Source organism: Lentzea sp. NBRC 102530 (genome assembly GCF_030269365.1).
In the GTDB taxonomy this organism is placed as follows: Bacteria; Actinomycetota; Actinomycetes; order Mycobacteriales; family Pseudonocardiaceae; genus Lentzea.
The window spans coordinates 230,703-249,018 of record NZ_BSTF01000003.1 but is presented as its reverse complement, the minus strand read 5'-3'; the positions used below and the strand labels follow the sequence as shown (position 1 = coordinate 249,018).

The 18,316-nt window shown below is 68.8% G+C and carries 19 protein-coding genes; 12 read left to right on the top strand and 7 right to left on the bottom strand.

The genetic code is table 11. The annotated features are described in order from the left end of the window. Positions 1-3 precede the first annotated feature (3 nt). On the top strand, positions 4-1,110 hold the full coding sequence (locus QSK25_RS08770; RefSeq protein ID WP_285636114.1) for a GAF domain-containing sensor histidine kinase: 1,107 nt from the start codon (positions 4-6) through the stop codon (positions 1,108-1,110). On the opposite strand, the gene QSK25_RS08765 is transcribed toward QSK25_RS08770, so the two are convergent. Next, positions 1,088-1,705: a response regulator gene (locus QSK25_RS08765; RefSeq protein ID WP_285637548.1), complete on the bottom strand. Its 618-nt coding sequence runs from the start codon at positions 1,703-1,705 to the stop codon at positions 1,088-1,090. The two genes, QSK25_RS08770 and QSK25_RS08765, sit on opposite strands and share 23 nt — an antisense overlap. 61 nt (positions 1,706-1,766) lie before the next feature. Here QSK25_RS08765 and QSK25_RS08760 point away from each other — a divergent pair, with 61 nt between their 5' ends. Further along, positions 1,767-2,261: a GNAT family N-acetyltransferase gene (locus QSK25_RS08760; RefSeq protein WP_285636111.1), complete on the top strand. Its 495-nt coding sequence runs from the start codon at positions 1,767-1,769 to the stop codon at positions 2,259-2,261. A 54-nt stretch (positions 2,262-2,315) separates the two neighbouring features. Here QSK25_RS08760 and QSK25_RS08755 read toward each other — a convergent pair whose 3' ends face one another. After that, positions 2,316-2,834, bottom strand: coding sequence for a macro domain-containing protein (locus QSK25_RS08755; RefSeq protein WP_285637547.1), 519 nt, complete (start codon positions 2,832-2,834; stop codon positions 2,316-2,318). 146 nt (positions 2,835-2,980) lie between these two features. Between QSK25_RS08755 and pheA the strand changes: the two genes are divergently transcribed. Both pheA and QSK25_RS08745 read left to right on the top strand, forming a co-directional pair. Then, complete coding sequence (gene pheA, locus QSK25_RS08750) at positions 2,981-3,871, top strand: prephenate dehydratase (RefSeq protein WP_285636108.1); 891 nt, start codon at positions 2,981-2,983, stop codon at positions 3,869-3,871. Then, on the top strand, positions 3,868-4,461 hold the full coding sequence (locus tag QSK25_RS08745) for a histidine phosphatase family protein (RefSeq protein ID WP_285636105.1): 594 nt from the start codon (positions 3,868-3,870) through the stop codon (positions 4,459-4,461). The genes pheA and QSK25_RS08745 overlap by 4 nt, the downstream gene beginning before the upstream one ends. A gap of 3 nt (positions 4,462-4,464) precedes the next feature. Here the strand turns inward: QSK25_RS08745 and QSK25_RS08740 are convergent, their stop codons facing one another. From QSK25_RS08740 to QSK25_RS08730, 3 genes are read right to left on the bottom strand one after another with little or no spacing between them, the layout of a single operon-like run. Beyond that, positions 4,465-5,361 (bottom strand): pentapeptide repeat-containing protein, encoded by an 897-nt coding sequence (locus QSK25_RS08740; protein WP_285636102.1) that lies wholly within the window; start codon positions 5,359-5,361, stop codon positions 4,465-4,467. Between the two features lie 49 nt (positions 5,362-5,410). After that, the gene (locus QSK25_RS08735) at positions 5,411-5,761 is read right to left on the bottom strand and encodes a metallopeptidase family protein (RefSeq protein WP_285636099.1); all 351 of its coding nucleotides are present in this window, start codon (positions 5,759-5,761) and stop codon (positions 5,411-5,413) included. Then, positions 5,758-6,780, bottom strand: coding sequence for a septum formation family protein (locus QSK25_RS08730; RefSeq protein WP_285636096.1), 1,023 nt, complete (start codon positions 6,778-6,780; stop codon positions 5,758-5,760). Before QSK25_RS08730 ends, QSK25_RS08735 begins: the two co-directional genes overlap by 4 nt. Positions 6,781-6,977: 197 nt before the next feature. On the opposite strand from QSK25_RS08730, the gene QSK25_RS08725 reads away from it, so the two are divergent. The 4 genes from QSK25_RS08725 (at position 6,978) to serS (ending at position 10,682) form a co-directional block, all read left to right on the top strand. Then, positions 6,978-7,670, top strand: a complete 693-nt coding sequence (locus tag QSK25_RS08725) for a hypothetical protein (protein ID WP_285636093.1) — start codon at positions 6,978-6,980, stop codon at positions 7,668-7,670. A 6-nt stretch (positions 7,671-7,676) separates the two neighbouring features. Continuing rightward, positions 7,677-8,840, top strand: a complete 1,164-nt coding sequence (locus QSK25_RS08720; protein WP_285636090.1) for a glutathionylspermidine synthase family protein — start codon at positions 7,677-7,679, stop codon at positions 8,838-8,840. Positions 8,841-8,861: 21 nt separating this feature from the next. Next, positions 8,862-9,314, top strand: a complete 453-nt coding sequence (locus QSK25_RS08715; protein WP_285636088.1) for a DUF350 domain-containing protein — start codon at positions 8,862-8,864, stop codon at positions 9,312-9,314. A 117-nt stretch (positions 9,315-9,431) separates the two neighbouring features. After that, complete coding sequence (gene serS / locus QSK25_RS08710; protein WP_285636085.1) at positions 9,432-10,682, top strand: serine--tRNA ligase; 1,251 nt, start codon at positions 9,432-9,434, stop codon at positions 10,680-10,682. A gap of 57 nt (positions 10,683-10,739) precedes the next feature. On the opposite strand, the gene lhgD is transcribed toward serS, so the two are convergent. Next, entirely contained in the window at positions 10,740-11,933 is a 1,194-nt protein-coding gene (gene lhgD / locus QSK25_RS08705; protein WP_285636082.1) for an L-2-hydroxyglutarate dehydrogenase, read from the bottom strand. A gap of 108 nt (positions 11,934-12,041) precedes the next feature. Here lhgD and QSK25_RS08700 point away from each other — a divergent pair, with 108 nt between their 5' ends. The 4 genes from QSK25_RS08700 (at position 12,042) to QSK25_RS08685 (ending at position 16,059) form a co-directional block, all read left to right on the top strand. Further along, entirely contained in the window at positions 12,042-13,172 is a 1,131-nt protein-coding gene (locus QSK25_RS08700) for a DegT/DnrJ/EryC1/StrS family aminotransferase (protein ID WP_285636079.1), read from the top strand. A gap of 29 nt (positions 13,173-13,201) precedes the next feature. Then, a complete protein-coding gene (locus QSK25_RS08695) occupies positions 13,202-14,143 on the top strand; it encodes an NAD-dependent epimerase/dehydratase family protein (protein WP_285636076.1) in 942 nt (313 codons plus the stop codon). 72 nt (positions 14,144-14,215) lie between these two features. Further along, a complete protein-coding gene (locus QSK25_RS08690) occupies positions 14,216-15,415 on the top strand; it encodes a glycosyltransferase family 4 protein (RefSeq protein WP_285636073.1) in 1,200 nt (399 codons plus the stop codon). Beyond that, positions 15,415-16,059 carry an acyltransferase gene (locus QSK25_RS08685; protein WP_285636070.1) on the top strand — a complete coding sequence of 215 codons (645 nt, stop codon included), beginning with the start codon at positions 15,415-15,417 and terminating at the stop codon, positions 16,057-16,059. Before QSK25_RS08690 ends, QSK25_RS08685 begins: the two co-directional genes overlap by 1 nt. Before the next feature lie 84 nt (positions 16,060-16,143). Here QSK25_RS08685 and QSK25_RS08680 read toward each other — a convergent pair whose 3' ends face one another. Further along, entirely contained in the window at positions 16,144-18,180 is a 2,037-nt protein-coding gene (locus tag QSK25_RS08680; RefSeq protein WP_285636067.1) for a N,N-dimethylformamidase beta subunit family domain-containing protein, read from the bottom strand. Between the last annotated feature and the right edge of the window lie 136 nt (positions 18,181-18,316).

Sequence of the window (18,316 nt, the reverse complement as noted above, 5' to 3'; positions counted from 1 at the left end):
GCCATGGACCCCTCTCTGGCGCGGCGCGTGCTCGTCGCGTCCACCGAGATCACGTCGGCGGCGCTGGAAGACCCGGAGAACGTGCTGCGGCTCGTGGTGGAGGCGGCCGCGGAGATCGCGGACGCCGACCTCGGCCTCGCCATGCTCGCCACGGCCGAGGACGACGGCACGCTGACCGTCGAGGCGTCCTCCGGCGAACCGGTCGTGGCCACGCTGAGCCCGCGCAGTGCTGCTGCGAAGGCCGCACGCACGGGCGTTCCGGTGATGGCCGACGACGTCACGAACGACCCGCGCACGGCGCCGTACGTGCCGCACGCGCTGCGGACGTACGGACCGTTCGCCGTGGCACCGTTCGGCACCTCGGACCGGAAGATCGGCGCTCTGGCGGTTTATCGACGTAGGGACAAGGCGCCGTTCACGCAGGAGACCGTGGACGTGCTGTCGGCGTTCGCCGCCCAGGCTGGTCTCGCGGTCGTGCTGGCCGAGGGCTTCACGGCCCGCCAGCGCGTCGCGGTCTACGAGGAGCGCGAACGGATCGCCCGCGACCTGCACGACGTGATCATCCAACGGCTCTACGGCGCCGGTGTGCAGCTCAGCCTGCTGGAACGGCGCCTGGGCAAGAAGCTCGACCACACCGACCGGGCCCGGATCAACGAGGCCGTCGACCTGGTGGACGAGACGATCGCCGAGGTCCGCGGCACCGTCCGCAAGCTGCGCAACACCGACCCGGCCGAGGGCGCCGACCTGCTCGACTCGATCAAGGCCGAGGTCCGCACCGCCGGCGAGCTGCTCGGGTTCGCGCCACGCCTGCACGTGGCAGGCGACCTGGCGAACGTGCCGCAGCGGCACGCCGACGACGCGCGCGCTGCGTTGCGTGAGGCGCTGTCGAACGTCGTGCGGCACTCAGGCGCCACGAACCTCCAGATCGACGTACGGCGCGATGAGAAGCATCTGCTGCTGCGCGTCGCCGACAACGGATGCGGCATCCCGTCCGGCGTGACTCAGCGCGGATTGCGGCACCTCGCCGAACGGGCGAAGTCCGCGAGTGGCGATTTCCGCGTCGTGAGTTCGCCGAACGGGACGACGCTCACCTGGTCCGTCCCCGTTTAGCCACCCATGCGGCGGCTTGCGTGCGCCGTTCCATGCCGAGTTTCGAGAGCACGGACGTCACGTAGTTCTTCACGGTCTTCTCCGCGAGGAACAACCGTTCACCGATTTGGCGGTTCGTGAGGCCCTCACCGATGAGTTCCAACACGCGCTGTTCCTGGTCGGTGAGTCCGATCGGGGCTGGATTGCGCATCCGTTCGAGTACTCGGCTTGTGGTCGCGGGGTCCAGAAGGGACCGTCCAGCCGCGACCTCGCGCACGGCCGTGACGACGTCCTGACCGCGCACCTGTTTGAGCAGATACCCCGAGGCACCAGCCATGATCGCGCCGACGAGCGCCTCCTCGTCGTCGAACGCGGTCAGCACGAGGCAGCGGATGCCGAGGTCCCGCAGCGTTCGGCAGAGGTCGACACCACTGCCGTCCGGCAGTTGAACGTCGACCACCGCCACGTCAGGCGTGGTCTTTTGAGCCCGTGTCACCGCCTCGTCGACGGACCCAGCCTCGGCAATGACCGAGATGTCCGCCTCGTCGTCCAACATCTCGCGCAGTCCTCTGCGCACCACTTCGTGATCGTCAACCAACAAAACGCGCACTGGCACGAATCCACCGTACGTCGAATGGCTGTTCCTGAGCGTGACTCGGATTGGCACAGTTCTTGTCATGGCAGAAGGCTCGGTGAGACCGATCGAGGAAGCGGATCGCATAGTTGTCGCGCGATTGGTCCTGGAGCTGTGGGGCGCGCACACCTCAGTAGCGCACGGCGAGGTGTTCTTCCCCGCGAGTCTGCCGGGCTTCCTCGTGGAGAAGCAGGGTCACGTGCTGGGTCTGCTGACCTACGCCGTGGCGAACCACCAACTGGAGATCGTCACGGTCGACGCTCTCCGGCGGGGCCGCGGCGTCGGCACCGCGCTGGTCGACGCCGCGGTCCGCCAGGCGCGCACGCTCGGGTGCAACCGGGTGCGCCTCACGACCACCAACGACAACCTGGACGCGATCCGCTTCTACCAGCGGCGCGGGTTCAAACTCGCGGCGCTGAGACCGGACGCGGTGCGCGAGGCCCGCAAGCTCAAACCGGAGATCCCGGCTGTGGGTGAGTTCGGCATCCCCATCACGGACGAGCTGGACCTCGAACGATGGGTAGCGCCACGGCAGTAGTCCACAGCTGCCCACAGCTCTGTCCACAGGGTTGTGCACAGGTCTTGTGGACAGTCAGACGTGCAGCGGGTTGAACGCCTCGTCCCACGCGGCGGCGACCTGGTGCGCGCACGTGGACGGTGCGACGCCGCCGACCCCGGTGCCGAGGCCCGGCATCGCGATCGTCCGGACGGCGTCGCGCACCGGCGTGCCGTCCTCCAGGCGCCCGGTGAGCCAGAGCATCAGCACGGCGCGCGCGGCCAGGTACGGGTGGACGGTGTCGACCGGCAGCCGTTCGCCGGGCAGGCGCATGGTCGGGGCGCTGATGAGCCACGCGGGTTCGGTCTCGCCCGTCGCCACGATCTGCGCCTCGCCCACCGGGAGCTCACCGCCGTGCAACGCGAGGACGGCGCTGCGGACGTTGTTCTCGACCTGGGGGAAGGCCGTGGCGTAGACGGCGTCGATGCCGCCGCGCATCCAGCCCTGCGAGTTGGCGGGGCTCACGATGGCCTGCGCGTGGATGTCCAGCACGGACCCGCGGTGCACCCTCACCCCGGTGCGTCCGTCCGCGACGGTGAGCCAGGCGTTCGCCATCGGTTCGTCGACCGCGCACAACACGAGTTCTGGCGCTAGAGCGGGCACGCCCCAAGCATTCCAGTTCGAACGGTCCTGACGGAACCCAGGTTTGGCGCCTGACACAGGCGTGATTCGCCACTCGTGGGCCGCACTACGCTGACTCGGTGCCTCGCATTGCGTACTTCGGACCACAGGGGACCTTCACCGAGCAGGCCGCCATGCGGTTCTCCGGTGAGCTCGTCCCGGTCGAGACGATCCCGCTCGCCTTCGCCGCACTGCGTTCCGGCGAGACCGACTTCGCGTGCGTGCCGATCGAGAACTCCGTCGAGGGCGCCGTCCCCGCCACCCTGGACGCCCTGGTGCGCGACGAGCCGGTCGTGGCCGTGGCCGAGACCGTCCTCGACGTCCGCTTCAGCGTCCTGGTCCGTCCGGGTACCTCGTCGATCGCCACGATCGCCTCGCACCCGCACGCCCTCGCCCAGGTCCGCGAGTGGATCGCCGCGTCGTTGCCCGGCGCCACCTCGATCGCCACCTCGTCGACCGCGGCCGCAGCGGCAGCCGTCGAACGAGGCGAGTTCGACGCGGCCGTCTCCGCTCCGGTCGCCGTCAACCACTACAAGCTCGACGAGTACGCCACCGACGTCCTCGACGTCCCCGACGCCCGCACCCGCTTCCTCCTGCTGCGCCGGCCGGGCGCACTGCCCGAGCCGACCGGCGCGGACCGCACGAGCGTCGTCGTCACCACCCCGAACCGCGTGGGTGTGCTGTCCGAACTGCTCACCGAACTGGCGCTGCGTGGCATCAATCTCACCGGCCTCGAATCACGCCCGCAGAAGGGCAAACTGGGGACGTACCGCTTCTACATCGACGTCGAGGGGCACATCGCAGAGCCGAGGATCGGTGACGCGCTGGCCGCGCTGCACCGACACTCGCGCGAGATCCGGTTCCTCGGGTCCTTCCCGAAGGCCGACCACGAGCCCGTCGAGGCTCACAACGCCGAGTTCGCCGCAGCCGCCTCCTGGGTCGATGCTGTCAGAAAGGGCGAGCGCGGGTGAGGTTGCTGCTGGTCAGGCACGGTGAGACGGCGTCGAACACCGAACGCAGGCTGGACACGGCCATGCCAGGCCCGCCCCTCACCGAACTGGGCCACAAACAGGCCCGCGAACTGGCCGACGCCCTGGCTTCGGAGTCGTTGACAGCGGTCTACGCGAGCATCGGCCTGCGCGCCCAGCAAACCGCGCTCCCCACCGCCGAACGCTTCGGCCTGCCCGTCCAGGTCCTGGAGGGCATCGAGGAGATCCAGGTCGGCTCGCTCGAGGGCCGCAACGACCCCGAGGCGTACCAGACCTACCTCGAGACCGTGATCCAGTGGGCCGAGGGTGCGCTGGACGTGCCGTTCCCCGGTGGCGGGGAGAGCGGGCAGCAGGTGCTGGACCGGTTCCTCGCGGCCATCGCGTCGATCCGTGCCGAGGGCACCGTCATGGTCGTGACGCACGGTGGCGCGGGGCGGATGGGGGCGCTGGCGCTGGCGTCGAACGTGCCGGTGGAGCTGGCCGAGAACCTGCTGCCGAACACCGGGGTCGTGGTGCTGGAGACCGAGGGTGACACGTGGGTGTGCCGTTCGTGGGCGGGCGTCGAGATCTAAGCCTCACCACCACTCGCCCTCGGTTTGATCGTTGACCACGACACCCTCGACCCTGGTGCGGTGGTGCTTGGCGTCGTGCAACCGCGCTCCACTGAGATCGGTGGAGTTGAGGGATGCGCGATCGAGGATCGCGTTTTTCAGGTAGGTCTCGGTCATCTTCGCGTAGGACAGGGTGGCTCCGGTGAAGTCGGTCCTCTCCAGAAGTGCCGAGCTGAAGACGGCGCTGCTCAGTGAGGCGGAAACGAAGCGCGCGTCATCCGCCTGGACCCTGAACAGATCGGTGTGGTCGAGCTGTGCGCGGCTGAGATTCGTCCGCAACAACAGCGCTTCCGACAGCACGGAGCCGCGCAGGTCGGCGCCTTCCAGACTTGCTTCGGTGAGGTTCACGCCGGCCAGACAGAGACGGCGGAGATCGAACTTGAAGCCCCGGTCCTGCTGCGGGTCGCGACGTCCCAGCACGGTCAGCGCGGCTTGAACGTCCACCGTGGTGGCACCGCACTTCTCCCGGCGTGCCGGGGAGTCGTCGGGTACGCCCTGGGCCGTGGTGCGGACGAACGCCAGGAGCACCTCGAGGACCGTCGTCTGGTCGCGCGGTGAGTCGCGGCCGAGGCGTTCCAGCGCGTACACGGCACCCAGCCGGCTGTGCAGGTTCTCGGGCCCGGCCTTGCCCAACTGCTCCACGGCCTTGGTGTACCGGTCGGTGACCTGGCCCTGCTCGGTCAGCTCGTGCTGCTTCAACGCCACGGTGACCTGGTCGCGGGTGGCCTGGAGCGACAGCCCGGTGAAGACGAGCGCGCCCGCGGCGGTGACGGCCGTGACGACGGAGGTGACGGTCTGCCAGTTCGGCGCCTTGCGGCGGCGGACGGGTGCGCGCAGACCCAGACGACGGTTCGTTGGCACCCGTACAACCTGCCAGACGGTCCAACCTCCTCACCCGCGCGGGGGAGGGTCAGCCCCAGCCGAGTTCGTGCAGCTTCGCGTCGTCCACCCCGAAGTGGTGCGCGACCTCGTGCAGCACGGTGACCACGACCTCCTCCACCACGTCCTCCTCCGTCTGGCAGATGTCGAGGATCGCGTCGCGGTAGATGAAGATGTGGTCCGGCAGCGTGCCGCCGTAGTCGGAGTTGCGCTCGGTCAGCGCGATGCCCTGGTAGAGCCCGAGCAGCGAGGGCTCCTCGGGGTTGCGGTCCTCGACCAGCACCACCACGTTGTTCATGGCGTGCATGAAGTCCTCGGGCAGCAGGTCCAGGGCTTCCTCGACCAGCTCCTCGAAGCGGGCCCGGGTCATCTCGACTGTCATCGGTTCTCTGTGCTCGAAGGTGGCGCGTTGGACGAGGGCTTGTCGGGCTTGTCGGAGTCGGAGGGCTTGCCGGGCTCGGAGGACTGGGAGCCGTTGCTCTCGGAGTGCAGCGGTGCGCCGGTTGGCTCGTCCTGGGCCTTGACCGAGGTGGTCTGCGGCGGGTTCGCGGTGGTCAGCGGCGCGCCGTTGGGGTTGCGGACGGTGCCTTCCCAGGCGACGAGGTTGTTGCCCTGGGGGACGGCGCCGATCTTGCAGTTGGCCTTGCGGGAGCCGACGGCCCAGCTCGCCTCGACGCGCGTGTCCCAGGTGACGAGCAGGCCCTTAGCCTTCAGGTCGGCGCCGCCGGTGTACTCGGCGGCGATGACCGCGCACTTCTCGGACATGGCGGCGTCCTGGGCCTCCGGGGCGACGAACGGGCCCTCGGGGTGCTGGACGACGCCGACGATCTCGAACGCGTGCGGCTTGGCGCACTCGATCGGGTCACCGACCGTGTTGTTCTCGCCGAGCGCCACGCACACGCCCGGGTCGTAGACGTTCGACTGGTCCTGGGTCTTCGCGCTGCCGAACGACGGCAGGGCGGCGCCGGACGGGGCGGTGACCTGCAGACCGCATCTGAGCTGCCGGTATCCGCTCTTCCAGCGGGTCTCGTCCGGGTTGAGGGTGCTGACGCCGTACTTGCCCTCGGGGTCGAGCTTGCCCGCCATGTACGTCGTGGAGGCCTGGGCGCAGTTCTCCTGCGCGATCTTCTCCCAGGTCTCGCCGTTCGGGAACGGCGCTTCCCTCGGATACGCGGCCGTGATGTCGGCGGTTCCGGTGACCTCGAACTTGTGCGCGGCGGTGCAGTCGACCTTCTGCGCGTCCGACAGATCCGGTTTCTCCCAGTTGAGGCATTCGCCCGTCACGGCCTGGTAGGCAGCGTTGACGAGCTCGCGTTTGGTGCTGAGCGGGCCTCCTGCCAGCACGGACGTGAACGCGGACAACATCAACAAGCCGAACGCGCCCACGAACGCGCCGACCATCACAAGCCGCGTGTCGCGGATGTGACCAGATCGACTCAACCAACCGGCGCTCGAAGACATCTCATCCATGATGCCCGTGCCGTGTGAGACCGCTGTGCGCCGGGGGGTTGGGTGCCGAGTGTTGCTATTAGGACACTCGTCACTCAATTGGCCGTGTTGGAGCTGTCTCGCTAGGTACCTTGCCCGCGGGAGTGGTGATGACTGACAACAACCAGCCAGGACCTGGCCAGCCGACGCCCGAGCAGGGGCCGCCGTCGGGACAGCCCGGCCAGCCGCAACAGCCGCAGCAGCAGCCGCCGCCGTACCAGCCGGCACCTGCGCCGAACCAGCCTGCCCCGAACCAGGGGCCCAGGCCGAACCAGGGCGCGCCCACCAAGGGCAAGATGCGCCAGCAGCAGGCGGGCGTGACCAAGCCGCGCCAGGCCACGGTCGCCGAGCAACGCGCCCGCGCCGCCGCCCTCAAGGCGCAGCAGGAGCGGTTCGCCGCCGAGTCCGCCGCGTTCGAGAAGAAGCGCAAGAAGCGCAAGCGCCTGCTCATCGGCGGTGGCGTCACCGTCGGCGTGGTCGCGCTCGTCGCGATCTGGTACGCGGCCGCGAGCCCGAAGAACGTCACGGCGCAGTGCACCGACTCGAACAACGTGATCGTCGACGACGATTACTGCGACGAGTCGTACTACCGCAGCCATGGCGGGTACAGCAGCGGCGGCTTCATCTACATCGGTGGCTCGTCGTACCGCTACAACTACGGCGGCTCGGGCTCGGTCGGTCAGAAGGTGTCCGGCGGCAGCTACACGATCCCCAAGGGTGCGAACGTCAGCACGAAGTCGGGCACCTCGGTCCAGCGCGGCGGGTTCGGCATCAGCAGCGGATCGAAGAGCAGCGGAGGCTGAGCACACTTGCGCCGGGAAGCTTCACACCCGCGGCCGAACTGGCAGCGGACGGTCTCCGACCAGGGTCTGGTCTTCGGCCTGCCCGCGAAGTACGCGAACGGCGCCGACCGTCCTTACTGGGACGAGTCGGTGCACTACGTGTTCGAGATGAGCGAGATCCTCTCGCTCGAAGCCGACGTCGAGCTCCTCCACTCCATGTGCCTTGACGCGGTGGACAACGTCGTGCTCACCGAGCGGTACCGCGACTTCGGCATCCCCGAGTGGGTGTGGCCGCACATCGCCGAGTCGTGGCGCCGCCGCGACCCGCACCTCTACGGCCGCTTCGACCTGCGCTACGACGGCTCGGGCCCGGCGAAGATGCTGGAGTACAACGCGGACACCCCCACCTCGTTGCTGGAGGCCGCGTACATCCAGTGGTACTGGAAGGAAGAGGTCTTCCCGGACGACGACCAGTGGAACTCGTTGCACGAGCGCCTGGTCGAGCGCTGGACCGAGATCGGCGCCAAGCTGCCGTCGGGCGAGCTGCACTTCAGCTGGTCGGGCGCGGACCCGTCCGGTGAGGACCACCTGACGACCGCGTGCCTGCAGGAGACGGCGGCCGAGGCCGGCCTGAACACCGTGGGCATCGCGATCGAGGACATCGGCTGGGACTCGCTGCTGGGCCGCTTCGTGGACCTCGAAGAGGCCCCGATCAGCACGCTCTTCAAGCTCTACCCGTGGGAGTGGGTGGTCGAGGAGCAGTTCGGCCGCCACGCCGTCGAGACGCTGCCCAGCACGCTGTTCATCGAGCCGCTGTGGAAGATGCTGCTCTCGAACAAGGCGCTGCTCGCGATCCTGTGGGAGATGTACCCGGGCCACCCCAACCTGCTCCCCGCGTACCTCAACGACCCCGGCATGCTCACCGAGTACGTGCGCAAGCCGATGCTCGGCCGCGAGGGCGCGAACATCCAGATCGTCGCACCGGGCTACGAGACGCAGACCGGTGGCGTGTACGGCAAAGAAGGCTTCGTGTACCAGCTGTTCGATCCGCTCCCGGAGTTCGACGGCTACCGCCCCGCGTTGGGTGCCTGGGTCGTCGGCGACACGTCGGCAGGCCTCGGCATCCGGGAAACGGTCGGTCTGGTGACCGACGACGGCGCGGCGTTCGTGCCGCATCGAATTGTTGAGTAAGACTCCGAAAGGGAACGGGAAATGGACTACACGCTCGCGTTGGACCCCGGCTTCGGCTCGGCCATCGGCCGGGGCATCGGCGCGATCGCGCTGTACGCCGTCGTCGGTCTGGTCCTCATGGTGTTCGGCTTCTACGCGATCGACTGGACGACGCCGGGCAAGCTGTCGCTCCTGGTCCGCAACGGTGCCCCGAACGCCGTGATCGTCACCGCCTCCGGCCTCGTCTCGATGGCGTTCATCGTGGTCGTCGCGATGCTCAACGCCGTCGGCAAGCTCGACGAGGGCCTGCTCACCGCGTTGATCTACGGCATCGTCGGCATCATCGTGCAGGTGGCGGCCGTCCGGCTGCTGGAGTGGGTGACCAAGCTCGACATCGGCTCGATCATCGAGTCGGACCAGTTCGCGCCGGCCTCCGTCGTCGTCGCCGCGGCCCACGTCGCCCTCGGCCTCGTGGTGGCCTTCGCCATCTACTAGGCCCGAGCCTGCGAAGGGACCCGGTGCCGACCTGGCGCCGGGTCCCTTCGCGTTGACCGTCCCGCGTTCCGCATATCCGGATGAAACGGGGAACGGGTGGCGACTACCCTTTCCCAGGTGATTGACCTCAAGGTGTTGCGCGAGAACCCGGAGATCGTGCGCGCTTCGCAGCGTGCCCGTGGCGAGGACGAGGCCGTCGTGGACAGCCTGCTGTCCGCGGACGAGCGCCGGCGTTCCGCCATCTCCCGCGCCGACACCCTGCGCGCCGAGCAGAAGGTGCTCGGCAAGGAGGTCGGCAAGGCCAAGGGCGACGACCGCGCCGCGCTGCTCGTCAAGGCGAAGGACCTGGCCGCCGAGGTCAAGGCCGCCGAGGCCGAGCAGAACGCCACCGCCGACGAGGTCAACGAGCTGCTGGCCAGGATCCCGAACCTGGTCCACCCGGACGCGCCCGTGGGCGGCGAGGACGACTTCGTCGTCGTCAAGACCGTGGGCACGCCGCGCGAGTTCGACTTCGAGCCGCAGGACCACCTCGACCTGGGCACGAAGCTCGGCGCCATCGACATGGAGCGCGGCGCGAAGGTCGGCGGCAGCCGCTTCTACTTCCTCAGGGGCGTGGGCGCCCAGCTCGAACTCGCGCTGCTCAACATGGCGGCGGCGCAGGCCACGGCCAACGGCTTCGAGCTCATGATCACGCCGACCCTGGTGCGGCCGGAGATCATGGCGGGCACCGGGTTCCTGGGTGCGCACTCGTCCGAGATCTACCACCTGCCGAACGACGACCTGTACCTCGTCGGCACGTCCGAGGTGCCGCTCGCGGGCTACCACGCCGACGAGATCCTCGACGGCGAACGCCGGTACGCGGGCTGGTCGTCGTGCTACCGGCGCGAGGCGGGCTCGTACGGCAAGGACACCCGCGGCATCATCCGCGTCCACCAGTTCAACAAGGTGGAGATGTTCTCGTACGTGAAGCCCGAGGACGCCGAGGCGGAGCACGCCCGGCTGCTCGGCTGGGAAGAGGAGATGCTCGCCAAGATCGAGGTCCCGTACCGGGTCATCGACACGGCCACGGGCGACCTCGGCACGTCCGCGCACCGCAAGTTCGACTGCGAGGCGTGGGTCCCGACCCAGCAGAAGTACCGTGAGCTCACCTCGACCTCGAACTGCACGACGTTCCAGGCGCGCCGCCTCAACGTCCGCTACCGCGACGAGAACGGCAAGTCGCAGATCGCGGCCACGCTGAACGGCACGCTCGCGACGACCCGGTGGATCGTCGCGATCCTGGAGAACCACCAGAACGCCGACGGCTCGGTCACCATCCCCGAGGCCATGCGGCCGTTCATGGGCACGGACGTCATCAAGCCCCGCTAGCCCGACGAAGAACGGCGGGGGTTCCGACCAGGAACCCCCGCCGTTTCGCGTCTCAGGTCAGTTCAGCGACAGCTCGGCCTCGTCGGCCACGTGCTTCGCGATCTCCAGCGACGACGTGGCCGCGGGCGAGGGCGTGTTCAGCACGTGCACCTGGCGGGCGGCGGTCTCGAACAGGAAGTCGTCCACCAGCGACCCGTCCGGCAGCATCGCCTGGGCGCGCACACCGGCTTCGGCGCGGACCAGGTCGGCCTCCTGCACGGCGGGCACGAGCCGGGCAAGCGACGCGGCGAACCGCTTGCGGGAGAACGACCGCACGACCTCTTCGAGCCCGGTCTTCGCGAACTTGCGGGCCAGCCGCCAGGTCCCCGGGAACTTCGCGACCTCGAACAGGTCGGCGGGGGAGACCTGCGACCACTTGTAGCCCTCGCGCCGCAACGCGAGCACGGCGTTCGGTCCGGCGTGGACACTGCCGTCGAGCATGCGGGTCAGGTGCACGCCGAGGAACGGCAGCGTCGGGTCCGGCACCGGGTAGATCAGGCCGCGCACCAGGCCGCGCCGCTCCGGCGTCAGCTCGAAGTACTCGCCGCGGAACGGGACGATCGTCGCGGCGGGGTCCAGACCGGCCATCCGCGCGATGCGGTCGCTGTGCAGTCCGGCACAGTTCACGAGCGCGTCGGCCCGCACGATCCCCTGCGGAGTGGCCAATTCCACACCGGAACCCGCCGGCGACTGCCGGATGCCCAGCACCGGGCTGTTCAACCGCAGGTCAGCGCCGTGGGCGTTGAGCAGGCGGACCAGCGCGCGGCACACGGCCGGGAAGTCGATGATGCCGGTCGACTCGACCCGCAGCGCGGCGACCGTGGCGACCTCGGGCTCGTACTCGCGAGCCTCCGCGGCGGAGATCATCCGGGCGGGGACGCCGTTCGCCTCGGCCCGCTCGGCGAGCACGTTGAGGCGCGGGACCTCGTCCTCGGAGGTGGCCACGACGAGCTTGCCGCAGACCTCGTAGGGGACGCCGTGCTCCTTGGCGAAGTCGATGATGGAAGCGTTGCCCGCCACGGACATCTTCGCCTTGAGCGAGCCCGGCTTGTAGTACAGGCCGGCGTGCACGACGTTGCTGTTGTGCCCCGTCTGGTGCGCCGCCCAGTGCGATTCCTTCTCCAGGACGGTCACCTGGTGGCCACGGCCGGCCAGTTCGTTGGCCACCGCCAGGCCGACGATCCCGCCACCGATCACCGCGATGTGTCGCACGTCAAATCCTCGTCTTCCGGGTCCGCTCGTGTTATGTGGACAGTACGGGGCTGCGCCGGTGATCGACTCCGGCACCTATAGACTTCGGCCATCCAGCCAGGGAGAGGTATGTCCGACAGCATTGCTTTGGGTCAGCCGACGGTGGGCGAGGAAGAGCTCGCGGCGGTCGCCGCGGTCTTCGAATCGGGTTGGCTCTCCGGTGCCGGTCCGACCTGCAACAAGTTCGAGCAGCGGTTCGCCGAGGTCGCGGGTGTCGACCACGTGCTGGCGACCAACAACTGCGGTGCCTCACTGCACCTCTCGCTCGACGTCATGGGCGTGAAGCCGGGTGACGAGGTCATCGTCGGCGACTACACCTTCCCCGCCACGGGCCACTCCGTCGTGTGGACCGGCGCCAAGCCGGTGTTCGCCGACGTGCGCCCGGACATCTGGAGCGTCGACCCCGCCGCGGTCGAGGCGGCCATCACGCCGAACACGGTGGGCATCCTCGCCGTCGACGTGTTCGGCCAGCCCGCCGACTACGACGAGCTGCGCGCGATCGCGGACAAGCACGGCCTGTTCCTGATCGAGGACGGCGCCTGCTCCGCGGGCGCGAGCTACAAGGGCCGCCCGGCCGGCAGCCTCGCCGACATGGCGACGTTCAGCTTCCACGGCCGCAAGGGCATCACGGCCGGTGAGGGCGGCGCGCTCACCACGAACAACGCCGAGTGGGCCGCCAAGGCCCGCAAGATGCACACGTACGGCATCGAGCCCGCGATCAACCGCGAGGGCTCGAACGACCTGCCGGTGCCGTCGTTCAACGAGGCGGGCTACAACTACCGCATGTCGGACGTCATGGCCGGCATCATGCTCGCGCAGCTCGACCGGCTGCCGACGCTGCTCGCGAACCGCGCCCGCGTGGCCAAGGGCTACGAGCAGCTCCTGGGCGACCTCGAGGGCGTGACCCTGCCGGTGGCGCTGGACGACCGCGTCCACCCGTGGCAGTCCTACGTCATCACGCTCGACGCGAGCATCGACCGCGGCGCCGTCGCCAAGGGCCTGCGGGAGAACGGCGTGCAGTGCAACTTCGGCACGTACGCCTCGCACGTCCAGCCCGTGTACGGCCAGTCGACGCCGTGCCCGGTGTCCGCCGACCTGTTCCGTCGTCACCTGGCGATCCCGATGCACGCCAACCTGACCGACGACGAGGTGGAGCGGGTCGCCAAGACCCTCCGCGAAGTGCTGAGCACCGTCCGCTAGAGATCCCGAGCATCAACAGGAGTTCCCGCATGTCCTCGTCCCAGCGCACCGTTTTCGTCACGGGTGGCGCGGGCTTCATCGGTATGCACGTCATCCCGATGCTGCTCGAGCGCGACTACAAGGTCCGCATCTTCGACAACATGTTCCGCGGTGACCGCGACGCCGTCGCGGCCCTGGTGAACACGGGCAACGTCGAGCTCATCGACCAGGACGTCCGCTACGGCGGTGCGGTGCAGAACGCGATGAAGGGCTGCGAGAGCGTCATCCACCTCGCCGCCGTCTCCATCAACAAGAGCGTCGCGGACCCGTACGAGTCGGTCGACATCAACATGGTCGGCAACCACAACGTGTTCGCCGCCGCCGCGGACCAGAAGGTGCGCCGTCTCGTCTTCGCGTCGTCCGCCTCGGTGTACGGCGACCCGAAGAAGCTGCCGATGCACGAGGACGACGAGCTCTCGCCGCTCACGCCGTACTGCATCGCCAAGCGCTCGGGTGAGGACCTGCTCGGCTTCTACGAGCGGACCAAGGGCCTGTCCTGGGTCGGCCTGCGCTTCTTCAACGTCTACGGCCCCGGCCAGAAGACCACCGCGTACTACACCTCGGTGATCAACCACTTCGTCAACCGCCTCCGCCAGGGCCTGCCGCCGGTCATCGACGGCAAGGGCGAGCAGTCGATGGACTTCATCCACGTCACCGACATCGCGCGTTCCGTCGTCGCGGCGCTGGAGTCCGAGAAGGACAACGTTCCGGTCAACATCGGAACGGGTATCGACACCACGGTCGCCGACCTGGCCAAGATCCTGATCAACGCGGTCGGCGTGGACGTCGAGCCGCAGTTCAACCCGCGCGACGTGCTCGTCTCCCGTCGTGCCGCGGACATCACCCGCGCCAAGGAGGTGCTCGGCTGGGAGCCGACCATCTCCGTCGAGGACGGGATGACCGAGCTGGTGAAGCTCAGCGCCTCCAGCTGACGCTCGGCGACCGAACAACGTGGGCGCGGCAACCCGGCCGCGTCCACGGGAAGCGGATTGGAGCCTGCCCAGGTGCGCATCGCGGTCGTGAACAACTTCTTCCCGCCTCGGGTGGGAGGGAGCGCGCACCTCGCGGAATCGCTGGCCAGGGAGTTCGTCGCGCGTGGGCACGAGGTCGTCGTGCTGACCGCCGCCTACCGCGACGCCCCGGCCGAAGAAGAGGTCGGCGGCTACCGGGTGCACCGGTTACCGGCGTTCGGAATGCCCAAGCTCGGCCTCTCGATCGACTTCGACATCACCTTCGCGTCCCGCCCCTCGAACGTCCGCCGCGTCTTCCGCGTGCTCGACGACTTCCGGCCGGACGTCATCCACCAGCACGGCCAGTTCCTGGACCTGAGCTGGATCAGCGGCGCGTACGCCCGTCGCCGCAACGTTCCCGTGCTGTTGTCCGTCCACACGCGACTGGAAAGCACGGCGTGGTTCTACTCGCTGTTCTTCCGCTTCCTCGACCGCTTCCTGGTGCGTCCTGTCCTGCGTCGCTACCGGCCGCGCTACGTGATCATGGACGAGATGGCGGCGGCCTACTGCCAGCGCCGCTACGGGGCGTCCGAGGGAGAGTTCGACCACATCCCGGTCGCCGTCGACCCCCGCGAACTGAGCGCCCGGCCGCCGATCGACGTCCGCGAGCGGCACGACCTGCGCGCCGCACCGTTGATCGTCTCGCTCGGCCACGTCATCCCGCTGCGCAACCGGTTGTCGCTGGTCAAGGCCATGCCCGCAGTGCTGGAGAAGCACCCGAAGGCCAAGGTCCTGGTCGTGGGCCAGGTCTACTACGACAGGTTCCTCAAGCTCGCCGAGAAGCTCGGCGTGCGGGACGCGTTCGTCACCACCGGCCCCGTCCACCGCGGTGAGGTGCCCGCCTACCTGGCGGAGGCCGATGTCGTCGCCCACGACTTGCAGGGCATAGGGTGTGGCACTGCGAGTCTGGAGGCGATGGCGGTCGGCAAAGCGACCGTCTGCGCCGTGCGCGAGACGAACTTCCCCTGGGTGGAGCTGCGCGACTGGGACAACGCGCTGCTGGTTCGTCCCGACGACGCGGACGACCTCGCGGCGACGTTGACCCGGTTGCTCGACGACCCGGCCGAGCGGGAGCGGATCGCCGCCAGGCAGCGGGACGTGGTGCTCGCCGACTTCACGCTCGACGTGGTGACGGACAAGCACCTCGCCGTGTTCGACCTGATGACCGCTCCGACCCCGGCAGGTACGCGCTGATGTTCTTCGACGACGAGCGGAGCAACCGCCTCCGCAAGCACATCCTCACCGACCTCGTCGGGCAGTACATGAACGACTCCGAGCGGGCCGCGCTCTACGGCCTGCCCGAGACCACCCGGATCCGCGAGCGCGCCAAGGTGATCAGCCCGGACCAGCTGACCATCGGCGACCACTGCTGGATCGGCGAGGGCGCCGTGCTCGACGCGAGCGGCGGCATGGAGATCGGCGAGCACACCTCGATCGGCCTCAACTGCCTGATCTTCACGCACTCCAGCTGGCTCGCGAACATGGCGCTGGAGAACCACTCCGGCAGCGACCTGATCGAGCGCAAGCCGGTCCGCATCGGCAAGGGCTGCTTCATCGGCGGCAACAGCGTGATCATGCCGGGCGTGACCATCGGCGACTTCGCCACCGTCCAGCCGCTGTCCGTGGTGGCGAAGGACGTCCCGGCCCGTTCCCTGGTGGCCGGCAACCCCGCGCGCGTCTTCCAGAAGTACGAGCAGGAGTACATCGACTCCGAGATCGAGCGGGTGCGCGCGGAGAACAAGCGCCGCCGCGAACTCGCCGAGGAGCGCGGCGACACCGTGGTGTGGGGCGCGCCCGCCGGCGAGTTCGTCAAGGCGGACAAGACCGAAGAGGCCTGAGCCGGATGACCGGCCTGTCGCGCGGACAAGCCGGTCACCCGCACCGGGCCGTGAGGGGAGTCGGCCCGGCCCCTGGGGGTGGTCCTACAGAGCCGCTGCCGTCAGCACGTTCAGCAGGACCTTCGACGCCACCGCGTCCACGGCCAGCGTGCCGTTGAACGCGATCGACCCGGCGCTGAACACCCAGCCGCCGCCGGGCCGCGTCCACTTGTACATGTGGCCGCCGTTCTGCCCGCCGCTGTTGTTGCCCACGGCGATGATCTCCGTCCCGGCCTTGGGCGGGGTCGGGCACCGGTCGGTCTCCCACCCGCTGCCGGCGATGTTGTACGACGCCGCACCGAACGTGCCGCCCAGCGCGAGCCCGCAGCCGGACAGGAACGCGTGCGCCGGCAGCAGGGTCTCGTAGGCGCCGAACGTCAGGAACTCCGAGCTGTCCCAGTCGGCGCCGAGGACGTCCGCGCCCGGCTGGCCGAGGTTCGCGAACCAGTTCCCGGTCTGGGAACCGTTGGCGGCACGGAAGATCACCGCGTCCCCGGCCGCGTTCCACGAGACCTTGGCGAACAACGTGTTGCCACCGGTGTTGATCACCCGGCCGCCGTTCGACAGGTAGGTGTCGAGCCGGTCCTTCATGAGCTGCGACCAGTACTCGGAGTGGCTGCCGAGCACGAGTCCCTTGTACTGCGGGAGCCACGTGCCGTCGGCGTCGAGGTCGCCGTCCTGGTAGAGGTCGAACTCGATGTTGTTCGCGACCATCCACCGCAGCAGCAACAGGTCCGAGTAGTAGGTGTGGCTCATGATGGCGCGGTCGTTGGTCCACACGGCGTTGTTGGGACGGTACGAGGTGCAGACCCGTTGCACCCCAAGCTGTCCCTGGGTCGTGTAGTTGTTGTGGCCGCCCCACGTGTTGTAGGCGTTGTAGGTGTTCGTGGGCAGGATGACCGCGAGCTTGGCCACCGGCGCGGGCGGCTTCACGGCGAACGGGATGTCGTAGCGCAGGTGCTGGACGCCGTTGAGCACTCCGCGCAGCCGGCAGACGTACGCGCCGGACTTCCAGCCCGCGGGGATGGTCATCGTGAACGTGTTCGCCCAGTCGCAGCCGCCCGACCGGTAGTCGCCGGGCACGGGCTGCATCGTGCCCGCGGCCGAGACCGGGCCCCACACGACGGTGCCGGCGGTCTGGCCCGGCACGGCGAGGCGTTCGATGGTGGCCTCGACGGTCGTGAACGTGCTGGAGACCCGGAAGTTCTGCGGGTAGCCGGGGCGGGGGCTGGTGTCGCTCGCGTAGCCCTGCAGCGCCGCGGTCTTCTCGATGCTGAAGCCGGACCCGACCTGCAGCGGTGCGCCGCCGTTGACCCACTGGCCGGTGAGGTTGCCGCTGATGGTCTCGGAGTTGAGCAGCCGGAACCACATCAGCTTGTCGTCGAAGCCGGGCGTCGTGGAGCCGTCGAGCCACACGAGGTAGTGCGTGCCGTTGGTGTTGGACAGCCACGTCTTCTGGGTGTCGTCGCCCCAGCCGCTGCCGATGGCGTACGCGGTGCCGTTGTTCACCCACGTGCCGTTGGTGCCGTCGCCGGAGGTGTAGCGCCACCAGTACAGGACGTCGCTGCCGGTGTGGATGCCGTAGATGACGCCGTTCGGGTCGGCCCACAGCTCGTAGAACGGCTTCCAGCTGTTGTTGCTGATGATGTTGCCGCTGTTGGCGTGCCACGAGTTGGTGCCGTCGCCCGCGAGGTACTTGAACCAGCGCAGCTTGCCGTTGGTGTCGACGGCGTAGAAGACGCCGTTCCAGCCGCCGAAGATGCGCGGGTAGACCTGCAGGCCCGTCCGGATCGTCGAGCCGCTGTTCGCGTGCCAGGCACCGCCCCCGAGGTGCTTGTACCAGCGCAGGTCACCGCTCTCGGTGACGCCGAAGATCTGGCCGTCCGCCGCCGCGAAGACGGTCCGGAACTGCTGGAAGCCGTCGCCGATCTGCGCCCCCGCGCCGTTCGCCCACGACGCCGTCCCGGTCAGCCAGCCCGCGTGCTCGTATCTGAGCAGCTTGCCGTCCGACTGGATCGCGTAGATGACGCCGTTCCCCCCGGGAACGAACTGCACGAATCTCTGGTGCTGGTCGTACGCCATGAAATCCCCCTATGCGCTCGCCCAGGCGGTGACCTGGTATGTGCGAGTCGCTGGAGGACGATGCGGCGTTTGCCGCAACTTCGCGTCGTGACGAAAACGTATCCGCCCCGAAACAAAAAGAAGGCCGAAACGCGCT

Excerpts from the sequence above, each read along its gene's own strand:
- QSK25_RS08770 (WP_285636114.1), top strand. The coding sequence starts at position 4 with ATGGACCCCTCTCTGGCGCGGCGCGTGCTCGTCGCGTCCACCGAGATC.
- QSK25_RS08760 (WP_285636111.1), top strand. The coding sequence starts at position 1,767 with ATGGCAGAAGGCTCGGTGAGACCGATCGAGGAAGCGGATCGCATAGTT.
- QSK25_RS08755 (WP_285637547.1), bottom strand. The coding sequence starts at position 2,834 with ATGGCGAACGCCTGGCTCACCGTCGCGGACGGACGCACCGGGGTGAGG.
- QSK25_RS08735 (WP_285636099.1), bottom strand. The coding sequence starts at position 5,761 with ATGACAGTCGAGATGACCCGGGCCCGCTTCGAGGAGCTGGTCGAGGAA.
- QSK25_RS08730 (WP_285636096.1), bottom strand. The coding sequence starts at position 6,780 with ATGGTCGGCGCGTTCGTGGGCGCGTTCGGCTTGTTGATGTTGTCCGCG.
- QSK25_RS08725 (WP_285636093.1), top strand. The coding sequence starts at position 6,978 with ATGACTGACAACAACCAGCCAGGACCTGGCCAGCCGACGCCCGAGCAG.
- QSK25_RS08715 (WP_285636088.1), top strand. The coding sequence starts at position 8,862 with ATGGACTACACGCTCGCGTTGGACCCCGGCTTCGGCTCGGCCATCGGC.
- QSK25_RS08700 (WP_285636079.1), top strand. The coding sequence starts at position 12,042 with ATGTCCGACAGCATTGCTTTGGGTCAGCCGACGGTGGGCGAGGAAGAG.
- QSK25_RS08695 (WP_285636076.1), top strand. The coding sequence starts at position 13,202 with ATGTCCTCGTCCCAGCGCACCGTTTTCGTCACGGGTGGCGCGGGCTTC.
- QSK25_RS08685 (WP_285636070.1), top strand. The coding sequence starts at position 15,415 with ATGTTCTTCGACGACGAGCGGAGCAACCGCCTCCGCAAGCACATCCTC.
- QSK25_RS08680 (WP_285636067.1), bottom strand. The coding sequence starts at position 18,180 with ATGGCGTACGACCAGCACCAGAGATTCGTGCAGTTCGTTCCCGGGGGG.